The organism is Flavobacterium fructosi (assembly GCF_042787335.1).
In the GTDB taxonomy this organism is placed as follows: Bacteria; Bacteroidota; Bacteroidia; order Flavobacteriales; family Flavobacteriaceae; genus Flavobacterium; species Flavobacterium fructosi.
In genome coordinates, this window is the sequence record NZ_JBHZQA010000003.1 from 42,346 (window position 1) to 57,870 (window position 15,525).

16 protein-coding genes are annotated in these 15,525 nt (G+C 31.7%); 8 read left to right on the forward strand and 8 right to left on the reverse strand.

What is annotated here, in order from left to right:
• Positions 1–67: 67 nt before the first annotated feature.
• Both ACFX5D_RS05485 and ACFX5D_RS05490 read right to left on the reverse strand, forming a co-directional pair.
• A complete protein-coding gene (locus tag ACFX5D_RS05485; RefSeq protein ID WP_379857242.1) occupies positions 68–2,029 on the reverse strand; it encodes a KUP/HAK/KT family potassium transporter in 1,962 nt (653 codons plus the stop codon).
• Between the two features lie 125 nt (positions 2,030–2,154).
• Positions 2,155–3,561 carry a hypothetical protein gene (locus tag ACFX5D_RS05490; protein WP_379857243.1) on the reverse strand — a complete coding sequence of 469 codons (1,407 nt, stop codon included), beginning with the start codon at positions 3,559–3,561 and terminating at the stop codon, positions 2,155–2,157.
• A gap of 115 nt (positions 3,562–3,676) precedes the next feature.
• On the opposite strand from ACFX5D_RS05490, the gene ACFX5D_RS05495 reads away from it, so the two are divergent.
• The gene (locus ACFX5D_RS05495; RefSeq protein WP_379857244.1) at positions 3,677–4,741 is read left to right on the forward strand and encodes a WD40/YVTN/BNR-like repeat-containing protein; all 1,065 of its coding nucleotides are present in this window, start codon (positions 3,677–3,679) and stop codon (positions 4,739–4,741) included.
• 8 nt (positions 4,742–4,749) lie between these two features.
• On the opposite strand, the gene ACFX5D_RS05500 is transcribed toward ACFX5D_RS05495, so the two are convergent.
• The 4 genes from ACFX5D_RS05500 to ACFX5D_RS05515 are packed head-to-tail and all read right to left on the reverse strand — an operon-like array spanning position 4,750 to position 7,542.
• Entirely contained in the window at positions 4,750–5,211 is a 462-nt protein-coding gene (locus ACFX5D_RS05500) for a sensor of ECF-type sigma factor (RefSeq protein WP_379857245.1), read from the reverse strand.
• Between the two features lie 30 nt (positions 5,212–5,241).
• Positions 5,242–5,655 carry a hypothetical protein gene (locus tag ACFX5D_RS05505; RefSeq protein WP_379857246.1) on the reverse strand — a complete coding sequence of 138 codons (414 nt, stop codon included), beginning with the start codon at positions 5,653–5,655 and terminating at the stop codon, positions 5,242–5,244.
• Between the two features lie 33 nt (positions 5,656–5,688).
• Complete coding sequence (locus tag ACFX5D_RS05510) at positions 5,689–6,231, reverse strand: RNA polymerase sigma factor (protein WP_379857661.1); 543 nt, start codon at positions 6,229–6,231, stop codon at positions 5,689–5,691.
• 60 nt (positions 6,232–6,291) lie between these two features.
• Positions 6,292–7,542 carry an SRPBCC family protein gene (locus ACFX5D_RS05515; RefSeq protein WP_379857247.1) on the reverse strand — a complete coding sequence of 417 codons (1,251 nt, stop codon included), beginning with the start codon at positions 7,540–7,542 and terminating at the stop codon, positions 6,292–6,294.
• A gap of 639 nt (positions 7,543–8,181) precedes the next feature.
• On the opposite strand from ACFX5D_RS05515, the gene ACFX5D_RS05520 reads away from it, so the two are divergent.
• Positions 8,182–8,568 carry a pyrophosphohydrolase domain-containing protein gene (locus tag ACFX5D_RS05520; protein WP_379857248.1) on the forward strand — a complete coding sequence of 129 codons (387 nt, stop codon included), beginning with the start codon at positions 8,182–8,184 and terminating at the stop codon, positions 8,566–8,568.
• A 130-nt stretch (positions 8,569–8,698) separates the two neighbouring features.
• Here the strand turns inward: ACFX5D_RS05520 and ACFX5D_RS05525 are convergent, their stop codons facing one another.
• Positions 8,699–9,766: a branched-chain amino acid aminotransferase gene (locus ACFX5D_RS05525; protein WP_379857249.1), complete on the reverse strand. Its 1,068-nt coding sequence runs from the start codon at positions 9,764–9,766 to the stop codon at positions 8,699–8,701.
• A gap of 302 nt (positions 9,767–10,068) precedes the next feature.
• Between ACFX5D_RS05525 and mnmC2 the strand changes: the two genes are divergently transcribed.
• On the forward strand, positions 10,069–10,731 hold the full coding sequence (mnmC2, locus tag ACFX5D_RS05530; RefSeq protein WP_379857250.1) for a tRNA (5-methylaminomethyl-2-thiouridine)(34)-methyltransferase MnmC2: 663 nt from the start codon (positions 10,069–10,071) through the stop codon (positions 10,729–10,731).
• 145 nt (positions 10,732–10,876) lie between these two features.
• Entirely contained in the window at positions 10,877–11,074 is a 198-nt protein-coding gene (locus tag ACFX5D_RS05535; RefSeq protein WP_073208151.1) for a hypothetical protein, read from the forward strand.
• 31 nt (positions 11,075–11,105) lie between these two features.
• Here ACFX5D_RS05535 and ACFX5D_RS05540 read toward each other — a convergent pair whose 3' ends face one another.
• Complete coding sequence (locus tag ACFX5D_RS05540) at positions 11,106–12,047, reverse strand: LysR substrate-binding domain-containing protein (protein WP_379857251.1); 942 nt, start codon at positions 12,045–12,047, stop codon at positions 11,106–11,108.
• Between the two features lie 95 nt (positions 12,048–12,142).
• On the opposite strand from ACFX5D_RS05540, the gene ACFX5D_RS05545 reads away from it, so the two are divergent.
• From ACFX5D_RS05545 to can, 4 genes are all read left to right on the forward strand, one after another.
• Positions 12,143–12,622 carry a Dps family protein gene (locus ACFX5D_RS05545; RefSeq protein WP_379857252.1) on the forward strand — a complete coding sequence of 160 codons (480 nt, stop codon included), beginning with the start codon at positions 12,143–12,145 and terminating at the stop codon, positions 12,620–12,622.
• 123 nt (positions 12,623–12,745) lie between these two features.
• A complete protein-coding gene (locus ACFX5D_RS05550; protein WP_379857253.1) occupies positions 12,746–13,027 on the forward strand; it encodes a hypothetical protein in 282 nt (93 codons plus the stop codon).
• Positions 13,028–13,110: 83 nt separating this feature from the next.
• Complete coding sequence (locus ACFX5D_RS05555) at positions 13,111–14,766, forward strand: SulP family inorganic anion transporter (protein ID WP_379857254.1); 1,656 nt, start codon at positions 13,111–13,113, stop codon at positions 14,764–14,766.
• Positions 14,767–14,863: 97 nt separating this feature from the next.
• On the forward strand, positions 14,864–15,499 hold the full coding sequence (can, locus tag ACFX5D_RS05560; RefSeq protein WP_379857255.1) for a carbonate dehydratase: 636 nt from the start codon (positions 14,864–14,866) through the stop codon (positions 15,497–15,499).
• Positions 15,500–15,525 lie beyond the last annotated feature (26 nt).

Genomic DNA, 15,525 nt, shown 5'->3' on the forward strand with positions numbered 1-15,525 from the left:
TTTTTAATAAAAAAAAAGCACTGTTTATAAAACAGTGCTTTTTATGAATTTTATGTAAAAAAAACACTTATTTAATTCTTGTTAAACCTATATTTTGAGGTGCATGAAGGACCATTGGGAATTTCTCTACTTTTACAGAGCTACTATCCAAACCAAATGCTCTTTCTTCGGATAAGCTTAGTTTTTTTATGAAGAAATAGGAGTTCATAATTATTTTTTCATGCCATATCAAGTCGCTATCATTAGAAAGAAATTTTTCAGACAAAACAAATTTGAAATCACCAATGATGTTGTTTTTATTCAAAGATTCGTATCTACTTGTAATATCCACTTCTCCTTTTTTTACCATATCTCTAATAACCTCTCTAAACATTAAATTTATTTTAGTAGGTTCTCTAAAGCCCAGATTAAAGTCAATTCGATAGATGTCATCTTTAACTATTTCGGTTACCCTATAATCTGTTTTGTAAGGTTCTGTTAAGATATTAACGTGTACAAACCAATAAATATCAGCTCTTTTTGGTCTTTTTTGTAAAATAGAATACATCACTTTTTCTTCTATTTCATCGACTCTTCCTGCATTTGTCATATAAACAAGATGCGTTGCGTATTTGGGAATAGATAAATCAGTACTTAATTCAATCAATACTTTTTTGTAATCTTCTATTTTTACAATTTTTGTGTAGTTTTTGTTAATTTTTTTAGCCAAATACCAAATCGTCATAATCGAAATCAGTACTATCGCTATAAAAAGTGTTACGTAGCCACCTTCTGCAAATTTAGTGATATTAGCGATAAGGAAACTAAATTCGATTATTAAGTAGGTAGTAATTACAGGAATAATGAAGTATAATTTAACTCTTTTCATTATCAAATAATAATTAAGTAGAATGGTAGTCATTATCATGCATAATATAATAGCCAATCCGTAGGCATGTTCCATATTGCTAGATTCTTCAAAATGCAATACGATACCAACACATCCAAAAAATAACAGCCAGTTTATAGAAGGAATGTAAAGTTGTCCTTTTAATTCAGTTGGGTACTTAATTTTTACTTTTGGCCAGAAATTCAAACGCATAGCCTCATTTATTAATGTAAATGATCCACTAATTAATGCTTGTGAGGCAATTACGGCAGCAAGTGTTGCAATAACAATCCCTATTGGTTGAAACCAATCTGGCATAATAAGATAGAATGGATTTCCATTTTTTCCGCCTAATGTTAGTAACGATTGTCCTTCATGATGAATTAAATAAGCCCCTTGTCCAAAATAGTTCAGTACTAAGGCTGTTTTTACAAAAATCCAACTGATTCTAATGTTTTTTCGGCCGCAATGACCCATGTCTGAATATAAAGCTTCTGCACCCGTGGTGCATAGAAATACAAAACCAAGCACAAAAAATCCATCCGGGTGAATAGACAGTAAATGATAAGCATAATATGGATTTATTGCTTTGAAAACTTCCGTATGCTGTGCGATCTGTATTACACCAAGCACAGCAAGCATCATAAACCAAATCATCATCATTGGTGCAAAAAATTTCCCAACTAACTTGGTTCCAAATTGTTGAATGGTAAACAATACAAATAAAATACCTATTACAATTGGTATTGTATTCATATGAGGGTAGTATGTTCTAATTCCTTCAACAGCAGAAGATACTGAAATTGGAGGTGTTATTATTCCATCAGCCAATAAGGCACTTCCTCCAATAATTGCGGGGACAATCAGCCATTGAATTTTCGTTTTTTTGACTAAGGCGTACAAAGCAAAAATTCCTCCTTCGCCATGATTATCAGCACTCAAGGTGATAATCACATACTTGATTGTAGTCTGTAAGGTAAGGGTCCAAAATACTGCTGAAATGCCTCCTAAAACAATATCTGCATTGATAATATGATCGCCAAGTATGGCTTTCATAACATATAAAGGTGAGGTTCCAATGTCACCGTAAATTATTCCTAAAGAAATTAATAACCCGCCTAATGTCAATTTACTGTGCAAGTCTTTGTGCGATGCGCTCATGTATATTTTTTAAAAAACTCGTCAAATTTACTCTTTTAAAAGATATTAGAGCGGTTTATTTAAAAAAAGACGTAAAAAAAAACACGGTCGTTTGAACCGTGTTTTTGTAATCTAATTTTACTTGTTTATGATCTTCTGTTATTGTTCCTTGAAGATGAATTGTCTCTTTGAGATTCAGGTCTTTGTGGAGCGGCTTCACGAGATAAATTATTTCTGTTTTCAGAATTACCTCTTTGTGATTCTGCTCTTTGCGGAAAAGCTTGATCTGAAGGATTGGATTTGTTTTGAAAATAGTCTCTTTGTTGTCCTTGTCTTTGCGGAGCAGCTTCACCAGAGGAATTGGATCGGTTTTGAGAATAATCCCTTTGTTGTCCTTGTCTTTGCGGAGCAGCTTCACCAGAAGGATTGGATCTGTTTTGGGAATAATCCCTTTGTTGACCTTGTCTTTGCGGAGGAGCTTCACCAGAAGGATTGGATCTGTTTTGGGAATAATCTCTTTGTTGACCTTGTCTTTGCGGAGCAGCTTCGCTGGAAGGATTGGATCTGTTTTGAGAATAATCCCTTTGTTGCCCTTGTCTTTGCGCAGCAGCTTCACTGGAAGGATTGGACCTGTTCTGAGAATAGTCTCGTTGTTGCCCTTGTCTTTGCTCAGTAGCTTCTCTTGAAGGATTAGTTCTGTTTTGAGAATAGTCTCTTTGTTGTCCTTGTCTTTGCGCACCAGCTTCTCTGGAAGGATTAGTTCTGTTTCTAGAATTTACCATTTCATTTCGGGAACCCAAATTTCTGTCACCTCTTCTTTGATCCAGTTCGTAACGATTTGTTACTTGTGTATTTCTTCTTGAAAATGCATAGTTAGGATGTTGTCTTTCATAGCCATTAGAACGTTGTGAACTATATAGGTTAATTGCTATATTACTTCTTCGAGAGCTTACATAATTGTAATTGTTATTTACATTTAAACAAATATTAATGTTGCTTCTGTATCGATATATTGGGTATGGATTCCAAGCATAATAATAGCTAGGGTAGTAATTCCAATTCCAGGTAGAATAATAAGGACGGTAATTAAAAGACCAAAAAGAAGCGTAAAAGAATGGCGTTGTATAATAAACAGGCTCATAAATGTAATTTTCACCGTATAGGAATTCATCGCCAATTACTTGAACATGAACATTGTTGTATCTGTCTTTTTCAACATCGATAGTTGCGACATCCTGATACAAATCTTGGTCAATAACGGATTGTATAATAATAACGTGCGTTCTATTTTCAACGGATTCAATAACTCGTAAATAATCAACTTCATTATCATTATTCAAATCTAAATTTGATATTTGAAGTTTAGGATCATTCAATCGTCTTTCAAAATCTTGAAGATTTCGAGAATCACCAAAAATTGATGCAATAGCTCTTAGATCTAAGTTATCGCTAATTTCTGAATTGATTGCGTTTATTGAAGTCCTGCCTTGCGCTTGTATTTGTGTTGCGAAAACAGTAGTCAATAGACTCAATAGTAGTAGTTTCGTTTTCATAATTAATGGTATTAAATTTATTATTTTTCCAATATCCAATTACTGTGCCAATAAATTTAAAGACATATGGTAATACCATATTATATCGTAAATTAGCCTAAATAATTGTATCAAAATGAATAATTTTTTTTTAACAGTATTGATTTTTTTCTGTTTATGGTCTTGTAAAACAGTTAGTTATAGAGATAAAAAAAGTATAAATGCTAACTTTCAATCGATCCAAATTGATACTCTTTTTCAAGATAAAATCAGCATTAGGGCCATAGCGATAGATAAAAATAAAGTTTGGTACGCAGCTGATAACTCAAGATTCGGTTTTTTTGATTTGGAACAAAATAAAAAGACGGAAAGCACCATTGCTACTGATAAATTAAAAGCAGAATTTAGAAGTATTTCTCAAACGACAAATAATATTTTTATTTTAAATGTTTCCAATCCTGCTTTACTGTATAAGATTCCTAAAGATGGCTCAAAAGCAAAATTAGTTTATCAAGAAAATGGCGAGAAAGTTTTTTATGATAGTATGCAATTTTGGAATGATTCAGAAGGAATTGCTACAGGAGATCCGCTAACTAATTGTTTTAATATAATAACGACGCGAGACGGTGGTAATTCATGGAATAAGATTGTATGTGATAAATTACCGCAACTTAGTGAGGGTGAAGCAGCATTTGCGGCAAGCAACACTAATATTGTTGTGAAGGGAAATAGGACATGGATTGTTTCCGGAGGAAAGAAAGCAAGAGTTTTTTATTCGCCAAATAAAGGAAATTCTTGGAAAGTTTTTGACACGCCAATAATTCAAGGAAAAACAATGACTGGGATTTTTACCGCCGATTTCTATGATTGTCAAAACGGATTTATTGCCGGAGGAAATTATGAATTGCTAAACCAAAATTTCGGAAACAAAGCATCGACAGAAGATGGAGGGAAAACTTGGAATTTACGTGCTGAAAATCAAGGATTTGGATATGCTTCCTGTGTGCAATATGTACCGGGGAGTAAAAGTAAAGCACTTGTTGTTGTAGGTGCAACAGGGCTCTTTTACTCCGGCGATCGCGGAAATACCTGGAAGCAATTTTCTAATGATTCCAATCTTTTCACGATTCGATTTATTGATAATTATACCGCAATAGCAGCAGGTAAAAATAAAATGGTTCGCATCATTTTTAAAAATTAGCAAAGAATTTAATCTCTTCTCGGACCTTTATCTCTGTATTGTTGTAAAAGTTTTCTATTGAAATTCTCTTCTGATTTTCGGAGTTTAATGATTTTTGTAGCTGGAATAATTCCTTTCAGTGTTGCAATGAAATTTTTTCGCAAAACGAATAATTCTTCCTCTGTGCTTTCCATTTGATTCAAGAAAGTACTAGCTTCTTTTTCGGTCATTTTATCTAAAGTTTCGTCATTCATTCTCCTCATGAATGATTTCATTTTTTGATGTCTTAATTCAAATTGTTTATCATCAAAAGTGTTGTAGACAGGCCAAAATTTCTCTGCTTCACTAGAGTTTAATTTTAATTCCGTTGTTAAAAAAGCGATTTTCATAGCTTTAATTTGTTCTTTTTTTTCTCTCATTCCTTCGCCCTGGCCATAAAAAATGGAGGAGATTAATAATAATAGGATTGGAAATAATTTTTTAAGTTTCATTGTTTTATTTTTCAAGTTCAATTTTAATTTTTATTCGATAAGTAAATGTTGCATGTCAGTATCTGTAGTTAGAATGTCTTCAATAACTTGGTCTTCAGTCGAATGTGCCGGCTGCATTTTAATAATATCTTCCGTTTCTAACTCACTAACTAAATCATATTGATTTAAGTTAGATTGGTAGGTCAGATAATTTTCCAAAGTCGTTTGGTCTAATTCTTTTGGAATTGTTGAAATACTAGTATAAATTGGAATCATTAATGCGAGTACTAAAAGCGCAGCAACCATAATGATTATCGCTTTTCTTTTTTGAAAAATCGAAATCACTTTTGGTTCACTTTCGGGTAATTGCTGTAAAACTTTAGCCGAAAAATGATCAAAATAATGGTCGGGAGTTTTGAATCCTGACTCAATTTTAGGTTCGTTTTCTAATTTAAATTCTTTCATAATACTCGTTAGACTTAATTTAATATAAAAGGTTTAATTTACCGTTACAAAGGCTTCAATCTTTTTTACTGCATGGTGATATGACGCTTTTAAAGCACCGACGGAAGTTCCCAGGATTTCTGAAATTTCTTCATATTTAAGTTCTTCAAAATATTTCATTTTGAAAACTAATTGTTGTTTTTCAGGTAAATTAGCAATTGCTTTTTGTAATTTAAGTTGGATTTCGTTTCCGTCAAAAAATACATCTGCTCGTAAATTATCAATAGTTTTATTTTGTAATTCCTCTGATGAAATTTCGTTAATTTTTGATTTCTTATTTAAAAAGCTCAGCGCTTCATTAGTGGCAATACGATACATCCACGAAAATAATTTACTTTCACCTTTGAAATTTTTTAAATACTGAAACACTTTCACAAACGTATTTTGCAAGACATCATCAGCATCGTCATGGTTTAATACAATATTTCGAATATGATGGTACAACGGTCTTTGATATTCCATCAAGAGTTCTTTAAACGCTTCATTTTGCGTTTTAGGGTTCAATAACTTTTTAATGAATTCCCTTTCTTCTTGCAAGGTTTTTTTTCTGTTTAGAATAGAATTTATCAAATAGGTTTAATTGAATCAAAAAAATAATTAAAATTCAGATGGAATCTCTACTTCTTTAACCGGAGGGGCAGTCTTTTTTGCTTTTGGCACAACAGCCTCTTTTTTTGCTTTTGGTACAATAACGTCGCTTTTAGTTTTTGTTACGGTAACATTCGTTTTTGCTTTAGGTGCAGAAACCTCCGTATCTGGTGTTAGAACCTCTGTTATAGTTGGCACAGTTTCTACTTTTTTTGTAATAACATTAATTTTATTAACCACAAGTTTTGGTTTTGTAGGGTAATAAATTTCAGTTACCCATTTTGAAGGGCTTTCTTTTTCAGTTTTACTAGTGATGTAAACTTCAATATGAGATAAAGAAGGATCAGCGAAAATTTGTTTTGCATTGCTATATGCTTTGCCTTTATCAAGTGTTTTTGTAAGGTGTGAATAGTCTCCGGTCAAAGTTGTTTTTATGGCTTCATACGCTTCTAATTTTCCGGTTAAGAGGTCGCTTCCTGCACTCGTATATATCTGATTTTTGATTGGAACGCAAATAGATATTCTCGTGAGGCCATTTACAAGATCATAAGTATGGTATATTACAAACGGTTTTCCGGCTAAAGGAAGGTTATTTTTTTTGCAAAAAGTAATTATTTTTGGAGTAACGATTCTGAAATTTTTAATAACTTTTGAAATTTCACTGGTGAATGTTTGATGCAAATAAAAGGTTTCAGGCATTTTTACCAAACCATCTACTTTTATGGAATAAGTGTTTATTTCATAATCTAGCGTTTTATCTAAATTAGCAAGGCTTTTTTCGTAGATTCCGCCAATAACTTTATCAACGCCACCAGTAAAAGCGGTGTAAATCTTAAAAAGGAAACTCATTTTACCAGTAGTTTTCCAAGTTACTTTTGTTCCACCTAAAGTGTCTTTGAAACTCCAGAACACATTGGAAGTGGTTCCTTGATAATTCATTTTTTGCGTTATACTATCGTTCTCTTTTACGAAAATGGTTTTCATGTTTCCATTACCCTCTTTTCCTTGCCAGGAATAAGATGCTCCTTTTCCAACAGTATTTTGCGGATAATATATTTTCATTTCGAGATCTTGAGCTATCCACGAACCAAAATTAGCCCAGTTCTTGTAGTCATTTACATAATTATAAACAGCTGCTTTAGGCGAATTAATAACTTTACTTCTTTCTACTTTATAATCTCCTTTTTGCGTTGCCACGAAAATTGATAACGCTACTAAACTAAGTAAAACTAAAAGAAATAAATATTTTAAAATCTTCATGATAAATGGGGAGTTATATCCCGTAAAGTTATAAATTTTATTAATAAACTAAAGGAACTATAAATAATAATAAAATTGGTAGTCCAATCTGAATCCGGAGTAGGTGTAATAGCAACTTAAAATGGGCAACATAATTGCTACTAGAATTCGTTTAAAGTTAACAAGCAACAAAAAAACACTTTGGAATAGAACATTGCTACTTTTCGTTAGTACTAACATCTAAAAAGCCTTATGGTTACAATTGAACAAACAAAAAAAGGAGCAGAAAACTTTGATTTCTACTCCTTTTTATTAACATTATATTCTTAAAAAAGACTTTTTCAGTGACCTTTTTTTTAGTGGACATTTTTTTGTTCTAAAATAAAGATGCTAACGCTTGAAAAATATTTTTATCATAAATAGAATTCCAATAAAAATTAAAAAACCGATTAATATCTTGTAATTTCCTTCGTAAAATATTTTGTGCATTTTTACATCTTTTCGGTAAGCAATTACCATTGCAATAATAAAAGCAACAAAAAAACAGCCTGCAAATATCAATTGTCCTTGACTAAACATAGTTTAAATTATTTGCAACAAAAATAGTTAATAGTTTAGAAATAGTTGCTAATTTGCCTTTTCATTTAAAAAATAAAAAAGGTGCAAAAACAAATTGATTCGGTTAAGGTATTTCATACTGCATTTAAGATAGGACATAGCGAAATTCCAACAGCTGATTTGGGAGAAAGCAAACACACCCTTCGTTATAATTTAATGAAAGAAGAAAACGAGGAATATCTTGAAGCAGTTCAAAATAATGATTTGGTAGAAATTGCTGATGCCCTTGGAGATATGATGTATATTCTATGTGGGACTATAATTGAGCATGGTCTGCAACACAAAATTGAAGCCGTTTTCGACGAAATTCAACGCAGCAATATGAGTAAGTTAGGAGAAGATGGAAATCCTATTTATCGTGAAGACGGCAAGGTCATGAAAGGTCCTAACTATTTTAAACCAAATTTTTCAAAAATACTTAAAGAATAGGCAACGGTTTAATATTGTTTATATTAGGAAAAATAAAGATGTTATTTATATTGGATTACGCGATTTCTAGCAATACAAAAAAAGCGATTTTCATTAAGAAAATCGCTTTTTTATACTTAAAATCTAAAATCTATACTTTAACAGTCCAACCAAAAGTATCTTCAGCTAGTTTGTTTTGAATATTAGTTAACTTATCTTTTAGTTGCAATGCCATTGAATTCTCATTTTTAGGTAATTCATAATAAACATCTTGATATGAAAATCCAGAGATAGGACTAACTACAGCAGCTGTTCCAGCACCAAAAATTTCTTTCAGGGTTCCATTTTTAAAGGCTTCAACAAGTTCAGAAACTAAAACAGGACGTACATCTACAGTAATTTCTTCACTTTTAGCTAAATCAATCAAAGTCTTTCTAGTCACACCATCAAGAATTCTTTCACTCACAGGCGCGGTAAATAAAGTGTCGTTTATTCTAAAAAACACATTCATTGTCCCAGCTTCTTCCATTTTGGTATGTGTGGCATCATCGGTCCAAATCACTTGCTGGAAACCTTGTTTGTTAGCTAAACTAGTAGGGTAAAATTGTGCAGCATAATTTCCGGCAGCTTTTGCAGCTCCAATTCCACCATTTGCCGCTCTACTGTAATGCTCAGCGATAAGAACCTTAACTTCACCTGCATAATAAGCGCTTACCGGTGATAAAATAATCATAAATTTATAATCATCAGATGGGTTTGCAATTACACCAGTTCCCGTAGCAATCATAAATGGTCTAATATACATGGAATTTCCTTTACCTCTTTTTATCCACGCTTCATCTAATTTAAGTAATTCCTTCAAACCGCTCATAAATATGTCTTCTGGAACTTCCTGCATGGCCATTCTAACAGCTGATTTATTGAAACGTTTATAGTTCTCATCAGGTCTAAATAACCAGATTGCATCATCCTCATCTTTGTAAGCTTTCATACCTTCAAAAATAGCTTGACCATAATGGAAAACTCTTGACGAAGGGTCTAACAAAAAGGGCGCATAAGGCTTAATAATAGGTTTTTGCCACGCTCCGTTTTTAAAATCACATTCAAATAAATGATCTGTAAAAACAGAACCAAAGCTTAAGTTTTCAAAGTCTACTTCATTAATTTTTGTAGTAGCTGCTTTTATTATTTCAATTTTGCTAGATTGAGTTGTACTCATAATATGATAGTATTTTTTATATTTTTATAACTGATGAACACGAATATTAAAATCTTTAATTTTTTCACAAAGTGAACATTGTTATTTGCAAAATTAAATAAAAATCATCGAAATCCTTGTGATAAAACTATTAATTATAGCATTTAATTGAGATCTATTTATATTTTAAAAAATCGAAATAATTTGACTTAATTTATATCAAATAGACAAAAATATCGATTTTTTTAGATGATACGTTTTAGTTTTGACTAAATTTGGCCTGATCATCGCATAAAAACTACTAATAAACTCAATTTATAATTTTGAAAAGAGAAATTATCCAAACTCTTGACGGTTCTACAACTATTCACATAGAAGAATGGGACGAATGTTATCACTCGAAGCACGGCGCAATTCAAGAAGCACGACACGTTTTTATCAAAAATGGATTGTCCTTATTTGCGGATAAGCACGTTTCTATTTTAGAAATTGGTTTTGGAACCGGGTTAAATGCATTTATCACTTTTTTAGAATTGAAAAAACTAAATCAGACGATTGACTATGTTGGAGTTGAGGCATACCCTATTTCTGCTGATGAAGTTCTTTCCATGAATTATGTTGCGCAATTGAATGCAGTTAATGAAAGCGACATTTTTAAAACCATGCATGAAAGTAACTGGGGGGAAGAAATCATTTTAAGCAAAGATTTTTCATTGACGAAAAGAAAGCAATTTTTTGAAGCAGTTGAAGATATTGAGAAATTTGATTTAATATACTTCGATGCTTTTGGTTACCGAGTACAGCCAGAATTATGGAGCACCGAAATTTTTCAAAAAATGTATAATGCACTTAAACCAAATAGCGTTCTTGTTACTTATGCAGCGAGAGGAGTAGTGAAGCGAAGCATGATCGAAGTTGGTTTTAGCGTTGAAAAGCTTGAAGGGCCTCCTGGTAAAAGAGAGATGTTTCGTGCTCGAAAAACATAGGAAATAAAATGGGATGGAAAAAGATATTTTTTTCCCCGCTAAAATAAATAATCAAAAAGAATGTTAATATGTAATATTCTATCTATATAAAATGTATTTTTACAGTAGATAAAAATCAAAATCTAATCTATAATATTATTTTAATATGTCAAAAATCATGTTTGATTACACAAAATCAATACTAGAAAGAGTAAGTTTTGATCCAATACTTTTTTGTAAAGAATTAGAAAAAGCCATAAAAACCTTATTGCCGTTTGAAATGGAACAATTAAGAGAATGGTTATTAAATTTCACAATCGAAAAACCAGAATTGAAACAATGCTTGCTTATCGTAAATTCATAAATAAAAAAGGAACCTTAATCGGCTCCTTTTTTTATTTTTTCTGAATTGGACTTACAATTTGAACATTTTGAAAAACAATTGCTCCTTTTATAACTCCGGCAATTGTGCTTCGTAGTGCATCAATTATTTGTATTTTTAACTCGCTTTTTGGGAAAATCAAACTGACTTCACGTGCAGGTTTAGGTTCCTTAAAATGACGCAGCTTCAGTTTGTCTGACTCTTTCAAATCTAAAGTGTGAAGATAGGGCAGGAGTGTCGTTCCTAAACCCTCATCAGCTAGTTTTATTAATGTTTCAAAACTACCGCTTTCAATTTGAAAATGATTAAAATCATTTTCACCCTTACTTTTGCATAAATTCAAAATGCCATCTCTAAAACAGTGTCCGTCTTGCAATAGCAAGATTTCATCCAGATTTAAGTCAGATACTTCAATTTCTTCTTTTTGAAAATTTTGATGACTCTCTGGTATATAAGCTACAAAGGGTTCAAAGTACAAAACAATTTCTTTGATTTTTTCTTCCAATAATGGAGTTGCGGCAATTGCGGCATCCAAGTGACCGTTATTGAGTTTTATTATAATCTCTTCCGTGTTTAACTCTTCGATTATGAGTTTGACTTTTGGATATTTTTTTATGAAATTATTCAAAAACATAGGTAACAATGTAGGCATAATGGTAGGAATGATTCCTAACCGAAATTCGCCTCCGATAAATCCTTTTTGCTGCTCAACAATATCTTGAATCCGATCCGCTTCATTGACAATATTTTTGGCTTGATTTACAATTTTTTGTCCAATATCCGTAAGTTGAATTGGTTTTTTGGATCGATCGAATATTTGAATACTTAATTCTTCTTCTATTTTTTGAATTTGCATGCTCAAAGTTGGTTGAGTGACAAAACATTTTTCGGCGGCAAGTGTGAAATTTTTGTGTTCGGCGACAGCCAAAACATATTTTAGTTGGGTAATTGTCATTTTTATAGTATTTTCTAATGTAAAGATAAAAACAATCAATTTAATTTATAGTGCAATTTTTATTTTTTCCATAAATTTGTAAGAAATAAAAAAATATGAAAATTAATATTTTAGGATTACCGGTAAAAGAATCAGAATTAATTGTAAAAGAATTAAACATATTGTTATCAAATTTTCAAGTTTACTACCAGAATCTGCGCGGAATTCATTGGAATATTCGTGGAAAGCGTTTCTTTGACTTGCATGTAAAGTTTGAAGAATTGTATAATGATTCCCAGTTAAAAATCGATATGATTGCAGAACGAGTGCTTACTTTGGGAGGTACGCCGTTTCATACTTTTGAGGATTATATTAAAAATAGCCAGTTACCAGTGGGTAAAAACATTTCTATTGATGAAAAAGCAATTCACCTTATTGTAAATTCATTATCTCATTTGTTAAAAATTGAAAGGGAAATTCTATATAAATCTTCAGAAATTAGTGATGAGGGAACTAATTCAATGATGAGCGATTTTATTGCAGAACAAGAAAAAGTAATATGGATGATGCAAGCTTGGTTGGAAGAGGGTTTGTAAAACGTTTAGATTTAAAATGGAAAACCAGATGAAGCGATTTTTTCTGGTTTTTTTTATGTTAATTTTTTTAAAATTCGCTATATTTTTTACTCTTTTAATAAACTTTAATCTATTTTTGCGTTAATGAAAATAGCTATTTACATATTACTGTTGGTTTTTATTAGTTTTCTGTTAACACCTGCAATTGTGAGTTTAATAGCGGAAGATAATGATACGTCCATCTTGGATAGCTTTTCTGAAGACGAAAAAGCACATAAAGAAATTAAAGCCGTTTTTATTTCTATTGTTTCATTTGAAGTTGAACGGTACTTGAGTTATAATTCAAGTCTTATTTTTTCTGAGAATTTATCAAAGCAAGATAAAATAACCTCGCAGATATTTATTCCCCCACCTAATCAGGTTTAATACCATTTTGATTTTTAGTATGAAATCAAATCTTTACATTCTTCAATGTGACAAGCTTCTGTATTAAATTTTAGTAAGGTATTATGACAAAAAAAACGAATCTTTTTGCTAACCTTAAATCCGATTTTGCATCTGGTTTAGTGGTTTTTTTGGTGGCTCTTCCATTGTGTTTAGGTATTGCAATGGCTTCAGGTGCTCCTTTATTTTCTGGAATTATTGCAGGAATTATTGGGGGAATAGTGGTTGGATATTTAAGTAAGTCGCATATAAGTGTCTCTGGTCCAGCAGCGGGTCTAACAGCAATTGTATTAACAGCAATTACTGATTTGGGTGCTTTTGATGTCTTTCTGACAGCAGTTTTTATTGCAGGTTTTATACAATTAGCCTTAGGATATATCAAAGCAGGAAGTATTTCTAATTATTTTCCAACGAATGTTATTGAAGGAATGTTAGCCGGTATCGGAATTATTATTATTATGAAACAATTGCCTCACGCTTTTGGTTATGATAGCGATTTTGAAGGGGATCAATCTTTTTTGCAGTTGAATGGGAGCGATACATTATCTTCATTATTGGGCATTTTTAATTATATTCAGTTTGGTTCAATAATTATTACAATAGTATCACTACTCATACTGATTGCGTGGGACAAAATTCCTTTCCTGAAAAAATTAAAATTAATTCCCGGGGCTCTTGTAGCGGTAATCGTTGGGGTAATTTTAAATGAAATTTTCACTGCTGCACAGAGTGCATTAGCTATTTCAAAAGAGCATTTAGTTTCATTGCCGGTACCTACTAGTTTTGAAGAATTTAAAGCCATTATAGTTACGCCGAATTTCTCAGGAATAACAAATCCTAAAGTCTGGGTAGTTGCTTTTACTATTGCCATAGTTGCTTCGATTGAAACTTTATTGAGTATTGAAGCTGCCGATAGAATGGATGCCCAAAAACGATATACAGATACCAATGTGGAACTTAAAGCCCAAGGAATTGGAAATATGATAAGTTCTCTGTTAGGAGGTTTACCGCTGACATCAGTAATTGTACGTACGTCAGCAAATAGTAATAGTGGTGCTAAATCAAAAATGTCAACGATTATTCATGGTCTTCTTTTACTAATTAGTGTGGTTACAATTCCGTTAGTTTTGAATAAAATACCATTGGCTACCTTAGCGGCAATTCTTTTATTGGTTGGATATAAATTAGCCAAACCAGCAACATTTAAACATTTTTGGGAAAAAGGAAAATACCAATTTGTTCCTTTTATTGCAACACTATTAGCTATTGTATTTACTGATTTATTGAAAGGTGTAGCCTTAGGAATTGTTATCAGTATTATTTTCGTTTTAAAAGGAAATCTTAAGCGTGCTTATAGTTTTCGAAAAGAAGAATATGCAGATGGCGATGTAATTCATATAGACTTGGCTCAAGAAGTTTCATTTTTAAACAAAGCGGCCATAAAATTAACTTTAAAAGATATTCCAGAAAATTCAAAGGTAGTTATTGATGCAAAAGATACCGTTTATATTGCTCATGATATTTTAGATTTAATCCATGAATTTAAAACCACAAGGGCTATTGATGAAAATATAAAAGTCAAGCTTAAAGGGTTTAAAAAAGCATATCAATTAGAAAATAGTTTGGAGACACAAAATCATGTTAGTATTGAACATTATTATGATGTTGCTAAAAGAACGTTGGTAAAAAAGGAAATTAAGACAGAATTTTTTCCAGAATAAAAATGTAAACTAATTATGTATAAATGTTTAAATACTGTTACTTTACACTGTTAAAATATGATTTTTAAATTTTTTCAAAATATTAAAACCTAAAATAATGGATGATTTTTATAAAAAAATATTAGATAATAATAAGCAATGGGTCGAAACTTCATTAGCGAGTGATCCAAATTATTTTCAAGATTTAGCCAAGGGACAAACACCACCTTTATTATGGATAGGTTGTTCAGATAGCAGAGTTCCGGCGAACGAAATAGTGGGTGCTAAACCTGGTGAAGTTTTCGTTCACAGAAATATTGCCAATATGGTCGTACATTCTGATATGAATATGTTGAGTGTTCTGGATTATGCCGTTAATGTTTTGAAAGTAAAACATGTCTTAGTTTGTGGTCATTACGGTTGTGGTGGTGTAAAAGCGGCTATGGGAAATGATTCAATTGGAATTATAGATAACTGGATTCGTCATATAAAAGACGTTTATCGTTTGCATAATTCCTACTTAGATTCTATCGAAGACGAAACGGAACGTTTTAACACTTTTGTTGAAATCAGCGTAAAAGAACAAGTTTTTAATTTGGCTAAAACTTCGATTGTACAATCGGCTTGGAAAAACGGTCAAGAATTGACTTTACATGGATGGGCTTATGGTCTAAATTCAGGTTTTGTTACTGACTTAGAAGTCAATATTAGTTCAAATAAAGATTTGGATGAGGTTTATCAATTGAAATTTTAAACGTAAGCCGCTCTCGAGCGGCTTTT

Coding starts and splice junctions, on each gene's coding strand:
- ACFX5D_RS05485 (WP_379857242.1), bottom strand. CDS start 2,029: ATGAGCGCATCGCACAAAGACTTGCACAGTAAATTGACATTAGGCGGG.
- ACFX5D_RS05490 (WP_379857243.1), bottom strand. CDS start 3,561: ATGAAAACGAAACTACTACTATTGAGTCTATTGACTACTGTTTTCGCA.
- ACFX5D_RS05495 (WP_379857244.1), top strand. CDS start 3,677: ATGAATAATTTTTTTTTAACAGTATTGATTTTTTTCTGTTTATGGTCT.
- ACFX5D_RS05500 (WP_379857245.1), bottom strand. CDS start 5,211: ATGAAACTTAAAAAATTATTTCCAATCCTATTATTATTAATCTCCTCC.
- ACFX5D_RS05505 (WP_379857246.1), bottom strand. CDS start 5,655: ATGAAAGAATTTAAATTAGAAAACGAACCTAAAATTGAGTCAGGATTC.
- ACFX5D_RS05515 (WP_379857247.1), bottom strand. CDS start 7,542: ATGAAGATTTTAAAATATTTATTTCTTTTAGTTTTACTTAGTTTAGTA.
- ACFX5D_RS05525 (WP_379857249.1), bottom strand. CDS start 9,766: ATGAGTACAACTCAATCTAGCAAAATTGAAATAATAAAAGCAGCTACT.
- ACFX5D_RS05535 (WP_073208151.1), top strand. CDS start 10,877: ATGTCAAAAATCATGTTTGATTACACAAAATCAATACTAGAAAGAGTA.
- ACFX5D_RS05540 (WP_379857251.1), bottom strand. CDS start 12,047: ATGACAATTACCCAACTAAAATATGTTTTGGCTGTCGCCGAACACAAA.
- ACFX5D_RS05545 (WP_379857252.1), top strand. CDS start 12,143: ATGAAAATTAATATTTTAGGATTACCGGTAAAAGAATCAGAATTAATT.
- ACFX5D_RS05550 (WP_379857253.1), top strand. CDS start 12,746: ATGAAAATAGCTATTTACATATTACTGTTGGTTTTTATTAGTTTTCTG.
- ACFX5D_RS05555 (WP_379857254.1), top strand. CDS start 13,111: ATGACAAAAAAAACGAATCTTTTTGCTAACCTTAAATCCGATTTTGCA.
- can (WP_379857255.1), top strand. CDS start 14,864: ATGGATGATTTTTATAAAAAAATATTAGATAATAATAAGCAATGGGTC.